We start from the raw sequence: 15,920 nt of genomic DNA on the forward strand, positions 1-15,920 counted from the left end.
CCGGTTCCAGTGCTGGCTGGTTCATAGCGTCGCTCCCACCTCGCGGGTGGTCGAGGTCGTCTCGGGCGCGGTGCCGGGGCCATCATCACCCGCCCAGACCTCCGGCTCGGTGTCACTGCTTACAGCGGCGGTGACGAGGGCGTGGATCGTGGCGCCGTCCTCGACGGCGGCCGATGGCCCGGGTGGGGCGTCGGCACCGTGGGCGGCGGGCGCATGCTGGTCGGGCTGCCAGTAGTGGCCGTCGCGGCCGGTGTGGTAGGCGGCTTCGATGTCGGTGGCGCTGGCCCCGGCCTCGGCGGCGTCACGGCGGGCGGTGCGGGCGGCCTCCAGCAGCGAGTCCAGGCGGGTGACGAGGGTGTCGACCGCCTCCGCAGGCCCGTCCCACTCCCCTACCAGCCGCTGATGCTCGGCGGTGAAATTCTGCAATTGCCCCAGCGCCGCGCTCCTACGACCCTCGACGTCGACGGCCGGGGCGGCCTGCAGTTGCGGCGGCAGCAGTGAAGCGTGCTCGTCGGCGCCGGTGTCGCGGTCGCCGAGGTCGTGTTCGAGTTCCAGCAGACGATTCGTCTCGGCGATCACCGCATCGACCTCATCCAGGCTGACCGGTTCGGGTGCGCGTCCTCCGAGGGCTCGATCGAGCACACTGGCTCTGCTGCTGTCGAGTTCGGCGTTCGGTATTGGCTGCCAGCGGGCGCTGTCCTGGCCGGAGCCGGCGATAGTGGGGTCGTGGTGGCCGGTGAGTTCGGCCGCCTGGGCGAGGGTTCGCCACTGCCGGTCGTCGATCGGGAGGTCGCCGGCGGCGTGGGTTTGGGACAGGCGCCGGAATGCGATCCCGGTTGTTTCCGGGCGCGCTTCCCACGCGCCTACCGCGGCCTCCAGCTCGTGCCACAGCCCGCGGAATTCGGGATCGCCGGTCCAGTGCGCGGCCAGCGCGGCCGCTTGATCGAGGAACACGCGCGCCTGTTCGGGGCTTTCCGCGTGCGGGGCGATCATCCGCAGGTTGTGCGCCCGGGTGAAATCGTCCCGGAGCGCGGCCTCGGTCGCGGCGAGATCGGCCGCAGAAGTCGATGTGGTAGTGGACATCTTCGCCTCCAAAAAGGTGGGAGGGCGGCTGCCGCGACCGTCAAGAAACGGCTGCGGACGGTGGATGTCCCCGGCAGGTCAGGTTCGGCGGATCCGGTCAGTACCCGTGACCGACGCGCCGACAACAGAATGGCAACTATTGGTGCAGAGAATCTTTCGCTTCACGATGCGATGAGCTCACGGTCCGGGCCCGCTGTCGTGGTTGACCGGATCTGGATCGACGTCGGTGCTGGTGTCCCAGTTCTCGGCGCCCGCTTCGGGTGCGATCGCGGCATGGTCGTGCGTGGCGGCGGTGATGGCGTTGTCGATGAAGGTCGATCGCAGCGCTGCCGATGCTGCGGCGATCATCTCCTGCGGTGTCGGTGCGGTCGGAGTGCTCGCCTGCCCGCCCGCATCGTGGTCGGCGAGGACGTAGGGTGGGATCGCCAGGTCCGGTGTGCTGTGGGCGTAGTCGCCCCAGGATTGGGCCAGGGTGGCTTCGGTCGAGGTGTTCAGTGTGCTGGCGTGGAAGCGGCGTACGCCGTCTGCGCCCGCGCCCCACAAAGATTCGGCCTCGCTGTCGGTGAGCTCGGCGACGCGGGCCAGGACGTTTGCCCGTTCCCAGCGACGGGTCATCGCCTCGGCGAACCGGCCTTCGGCGTCCGGATCAGTGGTGATACTCCATCGGCCGGTGGCGATGCGGTCTGCGCGGGCGGCAGCCAAGCTGGCCATCCGCTCCAGATGCCACAGATCCACACTCAGCATCTCGACGTAGAACTGTTGGCTCACCGCGTCACGAACTGGCACCACGCTCACCGGCGTCTGCGAGCCAGGCTCCGGTGCCGGTGCGGGCCGGGCACCGCGGGCGCCGAGTTCACGCATGTCCGCGATCCACCATGCCGGGACTCCCGCCGACAACGCTGTCTGCTCGGTCTGCTCGAGCAATCCTTCCACCGCATTCACAGCATCGGTGTGTGCCCTCTGCTGCTCCACATCTGGTTCCTGATCACCGACCGGCCGCACGGATGTAGTGATGAGCCGCGTGTGCTGCGCCGACAGGATATGGATGTTCCGCAGGAGCTGCCCGTGCCAATCCTCGACCGACTGCCAGGGTTCCGACATCTGGTCTTCACCACCCCAGGTCGGGGTCGATCTGCTGCTCCGGCGGCGCCCCGGCGTCGAACTCTGCCGCGATCCCGGAATCCGTCTCGGTCCCCGAATCCGCGTCGATGACCGTTGCCGCGTCGGATGCGCTACCGTGCTCGACCGCAGTCCCGGTCGCGGTCCGGTCGTGGTAGCGGGCGACGGCGGCGCTGGCGCGGGCGCGGAGCGTGTCGGGATCGGGCGGCCACAATTGTGGCGGGGTCGTCAGCCCGTACATGTCGGTCAACGTGTGAATGTCGGCGGTCAGGGTGGCTTCGATGTGTCCCCAGGACGCGGCGCGCCATCCTTCGACGAAGGCGAAATCGTCGACGTGCTCCATCAAGGAGCCGATCAAGCGATCCCACGTCGGCTCATCGCGGTCCCAGATCGCGGCGGCCTCGACCTCACTGAGGTCAGCGATCTGGGCGAACACCGCTGCCCGGTGTGCGGTGGCGATCATGTTGCGCCGGGTTTGTTCGGGCAGCCCCGTCTCGCCCGGGTGGGGGCGCAGGGGGCCGTGCATCGTCGCGCGGCGGGCGTGCATGGCTGCCATCTGTTCGAGGCGGTAGGCGTCGAAGGTCAAGTGATCGATGATGTGGTCGAGTTCTGGATGTTCGGACGATGGTGGGGCGTGCGGGCTGTCGGCCCAGCGCATGCCGTAGGCGCCGGCCTCGGCCGCCGCGTCCACGGTCGCGCGCGGGATCCCGCCGTCGATGGCCCGCAGCCGTGCCTGCATGCGTTGGGAATGAACGTCGGTGAGCTGGCCCCGCCAAATCTGCATCGGCAGGTGCCCGGCCTCCGAACCAGGGAAATAGGTCGGGAACTCGTAATTCAGTACCCGCGCATGCTCACAGGACAGATCTTGCACACCTTGCAGCAGCCGCCGCTGCCACCCGGGTAACCGGTCCACACCGGCCAGCGGATCAGTCATCGCCAAGTACTCCCTTTCTGGTAGTCGAGATTTCGCGTGTATGGGGTGAGGGCCGCGTTACAGCTCGTGCCCCGGCGGCTCTGAGCGCGGTGTGGGATCGATGGGTTCGCCGACGAAACCTGGGTCGGCGGCCCAATGGGTGGCCAGGTCTTCCCCGACGGAGGCGGCGATGGCTTCGCCGAACAGTGGTGGTGGTGGTGCGTAGCTGGCGTTGGCGTCGGCGATCGCTTGGCTGGCGTGGATGATCAGCTGTTCGCGGGTCGGCGGCGGATGACCGAGGGTGGTAGCGGTGAGCGTGTCGAGGTCACGGCGGGCTTCGAAGGCCAGGCCGGGCCAGGCCATCGTGCGCCACCGCTCGTGCAATTCGGTGTCGCTGTAGATGAGCACGGTGGTCTCGGCCAGGCGCTGCCAACCGTCTCGGGTGCGGTTCCAGATCTCGGCGCGGTCGCGCTCGGGCAGCTCGACGGCGTCGGCGGTCACCGTCGCCCGTGCCCGCAGGGACTCCATGTTGACGTCGAAGCGGCCGATCTCCCGTGCGGTGACGCGGGCGTCGAGCCCGCGAGCGGTGTGCTCCACACGAAGGACCGCCATGTGTTCGAGCTGCCAGATATCGGAGGCGACACCGTCGACCATATGCGCCGAGACCACGCTCTCCCCGTGCCCCAACGCCGGTGGCGTATGCACCGAATCGCCCCACAACTCACCCCGCGCACCGGCCGCGAGAGCTTCACCGATGGCCCGGCTCGGGATATCTGCTGCGGCGGCGTGCGCCGTCATCTCGCCCAGGTCGGCAGCGATGGCACGCAGATGGGTGCGCCAGGTCTGGATCGGGATGTCACCGGCACCGTGGTGGCGCTGATATTCCGGGTATCCGCTGCGCAGCACCCGGGCATGATCGGCCGAGGTCTTCTGGATGCGCGCCAGCAGCCGCAGCTTCCACGTCGATAACCCGTCGTAAGGTGTCGGACTCGTCATCGTTTCTCTCACTTTCGGTGTGGGACAAGGTCTTGGTCGGGCATGGTCACGGCGCCGGATCGACGCCGTAATCGACTGCCGTGTTTGCGGGTTCGGGTAGATAGTCCGGTTCCGGCACCGGATGCTGCTGGTCACCGGTCAGGCCGGTGGCGGCGAGGGTGGCGGTGATGGCGTGGCCGGGCTGGGTTGCGCGGGTGGGGTCGGTGATCAATGCCGGTTCCGTCCTCTCCTGCTGGTCGAGGGCGGTGGCGGCGAGTTCGACCATCCGGTCCGGGGAGACCGGCATCTGGGCGCCGATGTCGTCGGCGGTGATTCCGGCGGCTTGCAGGACGATGGTGGGCATCGCGACGGCGGTGAAGTCGGCGCCGCTGACGTGGTCGAAGCGTGCCTCTAGCTGCGGCACGGTCATTTCGGCGGCCTCGGCGGCGGCTTCGGTGGCCCAATACCGGGAACCGCGCTGCCACAGCTGGTGGCGTTCGTCCTCAGACAACGCCAGTGCGTGTCCGATGGCGCCGAGGCGTTGCCAGGCCATGCCCATGATCCGGCGATGCCGCGCGGTGCGGTCGGTATCGACGTCGACGGTGCGGGTGTAGGCGGCCGCGACCGCGGCCATGTCCTGCAAGGACCGCACGTCCCGCGCCAACGCGCTGACCAGGGTCGAGCGCTCGATCGTGTTCGGGGCGAGCATCACCGTGCCCGGATCCCAGGCCGCGCCGCGGTCGCCGGCGGCTTGGACGTAATCGATCCACGCCTTCGGTACACCCACCGCCAGCGCGGTGCGTTCGATCTGCTCACGGGACCGCTCCCCGATCGCGACGTGGTCGGCCACCGCTGCTGGCGGGGTGGTGTGGCCGTCGCGGCGGGCGGCTTCGAGGCGAGTGTGGTTGTCGTAGCTGATGTTTTGGATCGCACGCAGCAGATGCGCCTGGATCCGGGTCGGCGTGTTCACCATGACCGGCCACCACCACGTTCGCGGTGCGCCGACAGGAAAGCTGATGCGGCCGGTTTCATGGTTCCGGCTCTAGCATCGAGACCGGGCTGGCGGCCGCCTCCGCCGCTAGATCCAGGTCGGGATCGGCGACCGGGTCGGGGTCGGGGTCGACGCTGTCCTGGTCGGCGCCAGCAGCAGCGATGACGGCATCGATGACCTGCCCCGGCGCGGTGGGGACTGGGTTGGTGGCGGCTGCGCCCTGGTCGAGGTGGGCGGCCATCGACAACTCCTCGGTGAGCCCGGTCAGGTTGTCGAGCAACTCCGCGCCCGCGGCATTGGGCTCCCAGTGCGGCGAGTCGCTGGCAGTGTCGTCGATGAGGGCACCGGGATCGAGGCCGGTGTCCTCGGCGAAGCGTTCGGTGAAGGCAGCGGCTGCGTCGCGGTGGGTGTCGGACAGGTCGCTGGCAGCTTGGGCGGTGGCGAACGCCGCCGCCGACGCCATCGCCTCCCCCGCTGGCCCTGCGGAGGTGAGGGTGTCGCTGAACCCGGCGGCGCGGCGCCGGATTTTGATCAACAGATTCTTGTGCTCGACATCGAGCTTGTGAAGCTCTGCCGCGCGTTCTTCACGGGCCTTGTAGCCAGCGATCTGTTTGTTGTGCACGGCGTTGCGGCGGCCGCGTTCGAGGAACGAGTCGGTGTTGCGGCGATCGAGATCCTCGCGGCCTCGCTCGATCTGGTCCTTCCTGTATTCCAGGTCCTTTTTGTGCAGTTCCCCGCCGCGCTTGATCCGCTCCCGGACCTCCTCAACCTTCGCAGAATGCAGTTCCCGGCCCTGGTAAGCCTTTTCGATGGCATCAAAGACCCGCATCTGATATTCGGTCAGTGAGCGCTTTTCGCGGGCGGCGTCGTTACTCATGCGCTGGTTGTGTTCGGCGAGGCTGCGTGTTTCCCCGCCACGCCGCTGCATCAACGCGGCGGTGGTGTGCGCGGTCTGCAGGGCCTGCACGAAACCCTGCCGGACGGCGACGCTGGATTCCTCGACCGGATCGCCGCTCACGACCGGACCCCCAGATCCGCCAGCAGCCAGCCTTTTTCGTGATCGGTGCGGGTGGCGTGGCCGTAGACGGCGAACCCGATCCCGGGTTGTCCAGCTGGCTGGAGTTCGACGGCCAGCACCCGCTGGACGCTGGTCGGGATGTCGGGAGGGTGGTCATCGCCGGTCAGGCGGACGGTGGTGGTGATCGGGGTGGCGTATGTGGCCCAGTGCTGCCAGTCGCTAGTGGTGATCGGCGCCCACGCCAGAGCGGCCTGTTCGGCCCGGGTGGCGAACTCTCCGGTCATCAGCGGGCGGGCACTGCGGAATGCCGCGCGCTGATCGCGTTGCTCGGACGGCCGGTAGTCGAAGATCGCCGTCACAGCGGCGACCAGCACCGCTTCCGCCGAACACGCCTCCACCGCATCGAACGGTGGATCGAACTTCACTGCGGCACAACTCGTTCCACCCGGTCCATTCGGGGGGCTGGTGGTGCAGGCGGTGCCGGTGAGTGCGGCGGCTAGGAGGGTGGCGGGCATGAGGAGTGCGGGGATTTTCATTGGGGTTCTCCAGTGGGGTCGATGAGGGAGGCCAGGTCGGCGGTCGACCAGAACACCGGTGCGCTGGTGCCGGGTTCGGTGGCGGGGTGGTCGACCGGTTGCACGGCCAGCTCCAGCACCAGCGCGCTGGTCATCGCTGTCGCGTGCAGTACGAGCCGGTTCACCCCACCGGCGTCGGCGAGTACGAGGCGTAGCCGTGCGGCGTCGGCGCCCCAGTGGGTGCGCGCCAGCCCAGCGAGCCAGATCGCGTGCCGTGCCGCAGCTTCCGCCGGCGCCGTGTCGGTGTCGGTGTCGGGTGTGTGGCGATCGCGCCAGATGATGTGGCCGTTGCCGGCGCAGATGGTGAACTGTTCGGTGGTGGCGGCCGAATACAGCAGCATCCGGGGCCCGCGATCGGCGGCCGACCCGAGCCGCCGGTGGGTGGTGGTGTTGAGGGCTTCGGCTTGGCGCATGCCTTCGTAGTCGATGCCGGCGATGTCGAGCAGCGCGGTCCAGAACCGCTCGGCGGTGCGGGGGTCGGTGAAACCGTGTTGGGCGGCGATGCGGTCCAGCTGCCGGGCGGTGGTGCAGCGGCGCAGCTCGACCGCGCGCACGCGCACGACCATCTCCGGGGTGACCTCGCCGCGGCCCTCGTTCTCGGAAGGTATTGGTGGGTTCATCGGGTTCTCCAGCAAGAGAAACAGTTGAGCGGTGTCTGTCAGGCGCGTGGGTCGCTGCGCCCGTCGGGGGTGGGTTTGGGGTAGCGGCGCACGTCCATGCGTTCGCCGTCGAAATCCGATAAGAAGCCGATGGTGACGGTTTGGCCGCTGGTGGGGGCGTGTAGCAGCAGGTCGCGTCCCTGTTCGTCGCGACCGGCGTAGATGCCGACATGATGGGAATCCGCCGCGCCCGGGGTGGTGAAGAAGATCAGATCGCCGGGCGAGCGGGCCGCGAACGGCACCACTTCGGCGGTTGGGTGGTCTTGTTGGGCTTGGGTGTAGTGCGGCAACCGGATCCGGCCCTGGGAGGCGTGGTAGATCGCATACAACGTCAGCCCGGAGCAGTCGAAACCGCCACCGGTCGGGCCGTGCACGTCGCCACCGCCCCACACATACGGGGTCCCGATCCACCGCGACGCCGCCTCGATCACCGCCGTACCAAAGTCGCTCGTCGGCGGCAGCTGCCCGGACGGTGTATTGCCGGTCGGACATCCCGAGGCGGGGGCGCCGGGTGGGGTGCGCGGCATCGACCCTGGGTCGAGGTCGGCGAACATCGCATACAACTGGCGGGCCAGCTCGATGTGGCGGCCGTAGGCATTGGGTGCCGAGCGTTCGATCTCCTGCGCCAGCTCGGCCGGCGTCAACGCCCCCGCCGCCGCACCGAGTGCTTCGGCTTTGTCGTAGAACCAGTTGATCTGATAGACGGGATCCATCAGGACGGCGATGCCGGGCTGGCCGAGCAGGCTGAACCGCAGCTGATGCGGGCCGACCGAGTCGTGGTCGGTGCCGATCCCGTCGTTGGGGTAGTTCAGTGATTCCGGCACGTTCGGGTTGGCGAGGTTGCGCAGCGACGATTCGGTGATCTGGGCTGCCAGCTCGGCGATGATCACCGCCTCCGGCATGCCGCGCTGCAACCCAATCGCCACACCTTGGCGGGCCAGCTGCAATTGGCGCTCGGAGAGCCCGGCCACCGTCTGCCCGGTCGGGCCCGCCACCCCCGGCGCATGCCCCGTGACCGGGTCCGCACACGACACCGGCCGCTGCGCGCCACCCACCACCAACAGCAACAGGGTCACCAGCAACACCACCGGCAGCAGCAACGCTGTCGCGGCAACGGTTTTCGGTGACGAGTTCATGGCACGGTTCCGGGTTGGCGGCAATGTGAGTTCGGTGCCCGCTTGGGGCGAACACGGTGAGGTGGTGCTTGGTTTCTCGGCGCGGTAGCGGCAGCAGACCGTCGAACGGCGCCGCGCCGGCGGCGCCGGCCGGCGCGGTCATGGCCCGCACTCCATGTGCAAGGGCGACGACGATGCCGACGAGGCGGGGTCGGACTCGGTTTCCGGGACCCATGTCGGTGTCTCGTCGGCTACGGCGTGCGCCACCGCGGACTCGATGCCAGCGTCCGGCGTGGAAGCGGGGTCGGGTTCTTGGCCCTGGCTGTCGGCCGACGGGGCGCCGACATGCTGTCCAAAGATGCGTGGGGCGTGGTAGGAAGCGTCGCGGGTCATGGTGGCGGGAGTGAGCCAGGTGCGGTGTCCAGTCAGCTCACCCGCCTGATACAGATTGCGTATCTCGGCCTCCGGCAGCAGGCTTTCGTGTCCGTGTCGGGCGTCATGTTCGAGGTTGTTCAGCAGCCGGGCCATGGTGGCGGGAGCGTGCCGCCACCCCAGCACCGCGTCGTCGAGGCCCTCCCACACCGCGGCGAGATCGTCGTCGCGGCTGCGCCAGCGGTCAGCGAGCCGGTCAGCATCGGCCAGCATCACCGCCATCTCGTCGTTATCGGCGCGGTAGGCGGCCTCGCGCACCCGGTGAGCGCGGGCGAAATCCGCACGTAACAACTGCTCGTCCCAGCAGGCGCCGGTGTTGGCGAAGTAGAACGGATCCGTGCTGTCGCTTGCTCCGGCCGCGGTCATGGCTCGTGCTCCATTTCCGGTTCCCCTGTCGGCAGCGTGGGCGGGTCGGCTTCGGATTCCGGCCGCCACGCCGGGTCATCGCCGGCTACGGCGGCCTCATCGATTCCGAACCTGTCGAGCCCAGCCGCCGGGGACACCGCATCGGAGATAACCGAGCCCACGCTGGGTTTGGTGTATTGCGGGACCGCGTCTGGGTGCGCGTTTATCCACGGTGTGTGGGTGTAGGCGAGGGTTGCGGTGGTTTCCCGGGTTGCGGTGTTGACCTTGATGACCGGGCGGCCAGGGCAGTACCGGCGCAGCGCGGATACCGTGCCGCCGGCCCGAATCCGCGGATCGTGCACGGCGATGATCGCGTCGGCATCGTCGATCATCAACGCGTTGCGTAGGTCGTAGTGTGCGACAGCGAACTCGTCTCCGGCGACGACGATCCGGTCGGCGTGCGCTCGCAGTCGCGCGTGCTCGTCCTGCTGGGCCGGTGTCCATCGGGCCGCTTGTTCAGGAAATGGCTGGTACGCCCACACGCTCAGGCCGGCATTCGTGGCGGCTTGCGCCCACCAGGTGTCGGCTCCAGTGGCCAGTCCGGTGAGGGCGACGCCGGTGCCATGTTCGGCGCGGAGTTTGTCGGCAAGGCGTTCCAGCTCGCCACGCACCCAGATGCGTGTGTCGGGGTCGAAGGCATGTTCGCGGTGGCCGGTGACGGCCACGCGATACCACCGAGTGCCTGGTTCTGCGCGCAGCTCGTGGCGCACCCGCATCAGCGTGCGGCCGAGCACATTACGCCCGACCAAGGTGCTCGCACCGCGACGACGGCTTCTGCCCCAGTAGTCATCACCCCAGGTGTTGCCCTCGACCAAGAGAGCGTCGCCGGTGGCCGTCAGTCGTGTGGCCGGGTCGCTCCCAGGACTGAATTTGCCCCGCACGATGTCGACCATGACCTGCTGTTTGATCTGTTCCCAGTCCTCGCGCAGCGGTGCGTGGCGGCCGAGCCGCTTGGCTTCGCCGGCCGTCGCCGCGCTGGCGATCCGGCGCACCCAGGCCGTGTCGGTGGTCTTGGTTGCTTGGAAGGCGTGCTCGGCGCTGGGGAACCACGCCCCGTGGTAAATAGCGGGGTCTGGGCTGAAGTTCGACAGGAACCGGTACTGGCCCTCGAAGGCGTCGATGACAAGGTCAGCCATCTCGTCCCCCCTCGGGCACGGCGACATACACGTGCGCTCCTCGTGCGCCGGGCAGGTTGGTGAAGCGGCGGTTGGTGTTGTGGATGTCGCTGCGCAGTTCGGTGGGAGTGAAAACCATGCGGAAGGGGATGCCCGGTTCGTGGGCTTCGCCGGTCTTGAGCAGGAAGCACCCGGTGCCGGGTGGCGTTTCGCGCCTACCGGGGTCGAGGTCGTCGTCGCTGGGTGGCCGGGGTGCGGCCCAGGAGGTGACGAGCAGTTTCTCGGTTTCGGTGACTCCAGCAGCGGCACGGATGCGTTCGATCTCCTCCGGCCCGACCGGGCCGATGAGTTTGGCGCGGGCGCGTTCGAAGAATCCCAACGCTTTTGCTTGGGCGGCGGGTGAGTCGAACGCCGACAGGTCTTTGATGGTGTGGCTGCACATGATCAACCCGGTCCCCAGCCCGCGGTTGAGGCGGGTCAGGGCGTCGACACGGTCGACCATGAAATCCCCGGCGCCGAGCACCCGCCAGATCTCATCCATCACGACCTCGAACGTCCGTTTCGGTGCCAGGCCGGCGTCGGCGAGGGTGTGGGCGGCCGCGACCGCGCCGAACCCGTTCGACCAACACACCATCAACACCGCGGCCAGCAGCTTGGTGTCGCCCTCGGGGATCCGGGAGACGTCGACGCAGACGGCGGGGCTGTTGATGTCGATGCCGGTGCTGGTGTGGCCGTTGAAGATCGCCCCGAACGGGCCCTCCACCAACGCCCGCAGCGACCGGCGCAACGCTTTGGTCGCGGCCCGGTAGGAGGATTCGTCGTCTTCTTCGGCGAACTCCCGCAGCCGATCCCCGCCGCCGGAGATGACCGTCAGCAGATCCGACAGCAACGGTGGGTGCGTGTGGTCGAAACCGCCGGTCGGCGAATACAGTTCGCGCAGCCCTGCGGCGAGGAGTACTTCTTCGTAGTCGGCCACGCGGGCACCGCGCACGAGTTCGATGAGTCCGGCGACGATGTTGACCTGTCCGGCTTCCACGCGGGCGGTGACCTGGCGGCGTTGGTCAGGGTCGGTGAGCCGGTCGACCACCGTGCCGAGGGCGCCGAGGTCGAGGGGGTTGAGGGTGCCGTGCCCGTAGCCGACGTCGACGACCTGCCCGCCGAGTGCGATGACGAGGTCGCGGTAGTCGGGTTTGGTGTCGCCCATGCACAGCACCGTTTCCCCGGCCGCGACCGCCCCGGTCACCATCCGCCGAATCAACGACGACTTCCCAAAACCATTGAGCGCTAATACGAAAGCGATCGGCGCGGTGATGAACCCTTTCAGGAACCAGGACATGGGGTCGAAATGCACGGGGGCGCCGGTGATGTAGTGGGTGCCCAGGGGTGTGCCCACGACGGGAGCGCTGGCCCCGACAGCGAACGGCCACAGCCCGGCGACCTGCACGGTGGTGGCGCGCCACTCCGGAGTCGCAGCCACCACAGCCGCGCGCCCGCCGCCGACACCGCGGTAGCCGCGGTCGGTCAGGGCCGGCGATCGGTCGAAGCCATCCACACCCACACCACCACTGCCGCTACGGCGGGCGGCGGTAGCGCGTCGATGATCATCGCTCGACATCGCCGCCCTGGCCCGCCACCCCCGCCACCCCGGACCCTGCGCCTCCGCCTCCACAGCGGCGCGGGCAGCCGGGGTGAGCACTCGCACGCCGGCCACCTGCTCGGTGCGCACCGACCTGCGACGACGTCGCTCCTTCGTGGATGGTGTCTTCATGCGGAGACTCGTTTCGAGATGGAGGTGTGTTCGGGCAGGATCAGTCCGATGCCGAGGGAGGCGGCGAAGGCGGCGGCTTGGGTGCCGTAACAGCGGCGCACCCCGAGCCGGGAGGCCGCGCTCATACCCTGGACCGAGGCTTCGATACCGGGGATGTCGGCGCCGAGGTGGTCGGTGACGGTCACCAGCAGCCCGAACCGGGTCAGACCCGCACCCCGGGCTTGCTCGATACGGGTGGCTTCGGTGTTACCGACCCGGATCCGCGCCCCCGCCGTCGCCACACCACGCTGGGTTTGCTCCGCCGCCAGGGCATCCTTGTAATCGGAATCGACCAAGCTGGTGGCCTCGGCCGCCGAATGCAGCCGGTACACGATCGCCACCCGCTTGCGCGGCACATCCGCACGCGGCCGCAACAACTCCTCCAGCACCGTCTCCGGCACCGCCCCCTGCGGGGCAAGGTTCATCTCCCAGGTAATCGAGCGGCCACCATCGTGCACGTAGTGGTCCCAGCGGTCACGATGCGCCAACGGCCCCACACTGTCCCACGACTGGGTGGAAAGCAGATCAGGGCCGGCGGCCTCGATATCACGTTGGGCAGCCAGGTCGTAGCGAGACCGCACCAACCCCATGACCTCCCACGCCTGCAACGGAGTCGCCGGGAGCCCGGCCCGGGCGAGTTGGGACAGCACGCCTTGCAGACGGCGCCCGATCTCACGGGCCTGCTCGCCGGTGTCACGCCGCAACCGGGTCTTGCCGATAGCGCGGTAGGTGATCGCGATCCGCGCCTCGATCCGCACCGCCACCCCACCAACATCAGCACCCGCCTCGGCCATCACCTGCTTCGCGAACACCGGGGCGTCCGGGCGCACCAAGCGCGTGACTTCGCGGGTTTGTTTGAGGCGGGTCTCGACCACGTTGTCCAGGACCGCGGTCACCGCGACGACTTCCCCGCCGCGGCTCTGAGTGGCCAGAAACCGGCCGTATTCCTCGACCCAGGAATCGATTTGGACCTGGTCGACGAGCTCCTTGCCGCGCGGGATCACCCGCATCACCACCGTGTAGTGATCGGTACGCGGGATATGGATCAACGCAAACCGCCGCCCGCCCGGAGTCTCATACTCCGACAACCGCGAATCCGCCAACAAACCCGGCAATTTCGCGATCCCGGGGATGCGGGAGAACCGGCCCTGCTGCAACACATGCTCACCCCGCGCCCGCGCCACCGCGAACTGCACACGCAACAGCACCAGCTCCCACCCAGTGCGCCCGTCCACGGTCACCGCCAACGGGGTGAACACCAAAGCCGACACCAGAAGCAACGCACCACTGACCTGGACGGAACGGGTGACCATGAACGACACCATCACCGCGATCACCAACCCGAGCCCGAGCATGGACACGCCCCAGGTGAGGCCGAAGAACCCTGCGCTGCGCGGTTTCTCCCACCGCCCATACATCCGCGAGGTCATCGCCGCACCTCCCCCGGACCCAACGCACCCGGCACCCCCGCACCCCCGGAATCAGCCGCCGATTCCAGCGCCTCAGCCCCCTGCTGCACCTTGGCCTTCACCGCCTCCCCCGCCGCCACCGCCGCCCCGACCGGGCCCGCCGCGCTGGCCCCGCTGGCCGTGGCGGCCTCGCCCCCACTCGATCCGGTACCGGCCTTCGCCGCCGACGACTTCGCCGCGTTCCCGCCGCCACTAGCACCGCTGGCGCCGGCACCGGCAGCTTCGCCGGTCGGACCTGCGCTGATGACCGCGCCCGAGCCCCCGCCGCCGGAACCACTGGAGGGCATCGCGCGCCCGCCCCCACCGGCAGCGGGCCCCGACGGGCCGCCCCCTCCGCCGCCACCAGCACCGCCACCGCCACCCCCGCCAGCGGCGTTGTCGCCCTCGCTGAGCTTGCGGCCACCACCAGAGCCGCCCTTCGAACCGCCCGCGGCGCCCATCGCGACACCGGCCAGCCCGCCCGCCAGCACCGAGGCCGCTCCCCCGCCGCCACCCAGCGTCGACACCGCCGGAGCGACCAACCGGATCAGCGCCGGTAGCACGACCACGCTCATCACCAGCAAGATCAGCCCGAGCAGCACCATGTGCGGGTCACGCGAGGCGACGTTGCCGATCACCGTGAACGCGACCGCATACACCAAGCTGCCGACCGGCTTCCACAACACGAACGCCAACGTCCACGCCAGCAACTTCTTGTACGACTGCGAACCCGGCCCCGTCCCCGACGCCGCCGCGGCTATCGGGAGCACCGCCACCACGAGAATCAGCAACGCCTGCCGCACCACCAGCATCACCAACTGCACCAGCATGCTGATCGCACCCAATAACCCGATCAGCAGCAGTACCCCGGACCCGAACTCCACGTTCGTCTGCTCGTCGAGTCTGACGAGGCGCGCGACAGTCCCGGCACGATCGGCGCCCGCGGTGTCATCGAGTACCCAGACTGCGAACGCATCTCCTGACCGGGTACCGGCCGTGACCACCGCGGCGAAAGCCATTGCCCCGAACACGGCTCGTGCCAGCATGAGAAAGCTCTCCTGGGCTTCCCCGGCAAGGCCGCCACGCTTGGCCAGGGCCAGTCGCGCCGCGGCAAACATGATGCCGGTGGTCAGCATGATCACCTGCAAGCCGCCGGTATAGGCGCGCACCTCATTCAACGCCGACCCAGGCTCACCGCCGGGCCCCACAAGTTCCGGCGATGGGACGGTCGTCCACCACGACATGACAATCAGCAGCAGGTTTGCGAAGCCGGGGAACAATTGGTCCACCAGCTCGTCGACGGCCGATCCAGCTGCGCCCTTGACAGTGGCACCTAACGCATCGCACGCCAACTGCGGGGCACCCGGGATGTCGCACAGGCCAGGCACCGAGGGAGGCGGTAGTTGCTCCCGCGCTGGCTGGACGAGCCTCTCGAGAGCTGCTGGGACGACTGTCATTTCACCGTCCGCCATGCTCCGAACCCAGCCAAAGTCGGCGTGGATGTGCCGCGCTGCCAGAGGGTTTCGATGTTGTCGGGGACTCGCACGCGCCAGTCGCCGTCGACCCAGACCATCGGCCACACCGACACGCCGTAACCGCCGTCGGAGCGCACGGCGAATTCGACGACAGCGAGGTCATCGCGGTAGCCGGGCTGAATCCGCACCCCATCCGGCACGACGACGTAGCGGGCGGCGTCCGGGGTTCGGGCGCGCGCCAGCGCGAACCGGGCAACCAACGCCTCGCCGCCGCCGTAGAAACGGGTGCGGACCGCGGATTGCCAGATACCCTCCGGCGCCGCGAGAGCCCTAGCGAGGGCGTCGTGGGCGGCCAGCGCCGCACCCTGCGGCGTCCGCGCGAACCCCGATGCCAGGCCGTTGCGGATCTGGGTGGGGCCATCGCTGGCCGAGACCGGCAAGGCGGCCCCTCCCCAGCCGCGTTGCCATTGCAGCCGAGCAGGTGCCGTGCGCAGATAGTCCGGCCCGGCCGGGTCGGGTCGCGCACCGGGGCCCTGCGCCAACGGAGTTCCGGCCTCGTCGGCGGGGATTTCGAGGCGGTTGCCGAACGCGTCAATGGTCGGGGGCCGCTGCTGTTCGCCGGAGGGTTCGCTCGGCGCCGTCTGGAGGGCCGACCCACGCTCCGCGCCGTCGCGTGAAGGGTCCGGTGTGTCGGATCGGTCGGTGCCGGTGATCGTCACGACGAATACCGCGGCCACGACGGCGGCGATGCTGACGAGCAGAATGATCAGCAAGCGATGGGTTTTCATCG

At 68.9% G+C, this 15,920-nt stretch carries 15 protein-coding genes; all 15 read right to left on the bottom strand.

The window, feature by feature from the left end; genetic code table 11:
- Nucleotides 1–21: 21 nt before the first annotated feature.
- Nucleotides 22–1,083: a hypothetical protein gene (locus tag AC5W7N_RS19195; RefSeq protein WP_130915488.1), complete on the bottom strand. Its 1,062-nt coding sequence runs from the start codon at nt 1,081–1,083 to the stop codon at nt 22–24.
- 177 nt (nt 1,084–1,260) lie between these two features.
- Complete coding sequence (locus tag AC5W7N_RS19200; protein WP_130915487.1) at nt 1,261–2,055, bottom strand: hypothetical protein; 795 nt, start codon at nt 2,053–2,055, stop codon at nt 1,261–1,263.
- Between the two features lie 136 nt (nt 2,056–2,191).
- On the bottom strand, nt 2,192–3,136 hold the full coding sequence (locus AC5W7N_RS19205; protein ID WP_130915486.1) for a hypothetical protein: 945 nt from the start codon (nt 3,134–3,136) through the stop codon (nt 2,192–2,194).
- A 57-nt stretch (nt 3,137–3,193) separates the two neighbouring features.
- Nucleotides 3,194–4,111, bottom strand: a complete 918-nt coding sequence (locus tag AC5W7N_RS19210; protein WP_130915485.1) for a hypothetical protein — start codon at nt 4,109–4,111, stop codon at nt 3,194–3,196.
- A 46-nt stretch (nt 4,112–4,157) separates the two neighbouring features.
- Nucleotides 4,158–5,063 (bottom strand): hypothetical protein, encoded by a 906-nt coding sequence (locus tag AC5W7N_RS19215; protein ID WP_130915484.1) that lies wholly within the window; start codon nt 5,061–5,063, stop codon nt 4,158–4,160.
- A 55-nt stretch (nt 5,064–5,118) separates the two neighbouring features.
- Entirely contained in the window at nt 5,119–6,099 is a 981-nt protein-coding gene (locus AC5W7N_RS19220) for a hypothetical protein (protein ID WP_130915483.1), read from the bottom strand.
- The gene (locus AC5W7N_RS19225) at nt 6,096–6,524 is read right to left on the bottom strand and encodes a hypothetical protein (protein ID WP_130915482.1); all 429 of its coding nucleotides are present in this window, start codon (nt 6,522–6,524) and stop codon (nt 6,096–6,098) included. Before AC5W7N_RS19225 ends, AC5W7N_RS19220 begins: the two co-directional genes overlap by 4 nt.
- Before the next feature lie 107 nt (nt 6,525–6,631).
- Nucleotides 6,632–7,294, bottom strand: coding sequence for a hypothetical protein (locus AC5W7N_RS19230; RefSeq protein WP_130915481.1), 663 nt, complete (start codon nt 7,292–7,294; stop codon nt 6,632–6,634).
- 38 nt (nt 7,295–7,332) lie between these two features.
- Nucleotides 7,333–8,469, bottom strand: a complete 1,137-nt coding sequence (locus tag AC5W7N_RS19235) for a C40 family peptidase (protein ID WP_232051997.1) — start codon at nt 8,467–8,469, stop codon at nt 7,333–7,335.
- 138 nt (nt 8,470–8,607) lie between these two features.
- Nucleotides 8,608–9,246 carry a hypothetical protein gene (locus tag AC5W7N_RS19240; protein ID WP_130915480.1) on the bottom strand — a complete coding sequence of 213 codons (639 nt, stop codon included), beginning with the start codon at nt 9,244–9,246 and terminating at the stop codon, nt 8,608–8,610.
- Nucleotides 9,243–10,421 (bottom strand): riboflavin biosynthesis intermediates N-glycosidase, encoded by a 1,179-nt coding sequence (gene ybiA / locus AC5W7N_RS19245; RefSeq protein WP_165448774.1) that lies wholly within the window; start codon nt 10,419–10,421, stop codon nt 9,243–9,245. Before ybiA ends, AC5W7N_RS19240 begins: the two co-directional genes overlap by 4 nt.
- Nucleotides 10,414–12,168, bottom strand: coding sequence for a putative type IV secretion/conjugal transfer ATPase (locus AC5W7N_RS19250; RefSeq protein ID WP_130915478.1), 1,755 nt, complete (start codon nt 12,166–12,168; stop codon nt 10,414–10,416). Before AC5W7N_RS19250 ends, ybiA begins: the two co-directional genes overlap by 8 nt.
- Complete coding sequence (locus AC5W7N_RS19255) at nt 12,165–13,637, bottom strand: SCO6880 family protein (protein ID WP_130915477.1); 1,473 nt, start codon at nt 13,635–13,637, stop codon at nt 12,165–12,167. The genes AC5W7N_RS19250 and AC5W7N_RS19255 overlap by 4 nt, the downstream gene beginning before the upstream one ends.
- Nucleotides 13,634–15,127 (bottom strand): hypothetical protein, encoded by a 1,494-nt coding sequence (locus AC5W7N_RS19260; protein WP_495921943.1) that lies wholly within the window; start codon nt 15,125–15,127, stop codon nt 13,634–13,636. The genes AC5W7N_RS19255 and AC5W7N_RS19260 overlap by 4 nt, the downstream gene beginning before the upstream one ends.
- The gene (locus AC5W7N_RS19265; protein WP_130915475.1) at nt 15,109–15,918 is read right to left on the bottom strand and encodes a DUF8175 domain-containg protein; all 810 of its coding nucleotides are present in this window, start codon (nt 15,916–15,918) and stop codon (nt 15,109–15,111) included. The genes AC5W7N_RS19260 and AC5W7N_RS19265 overlap by 19 nt, the downstream gene beginning before the upstream one ends.
- Nucleotides 15,919–15,920: the final 2 nt, after the last annotated feature.

It is taken from the genome of Nocardia sp. CDC519 (genome assembly GCF_059509835.1).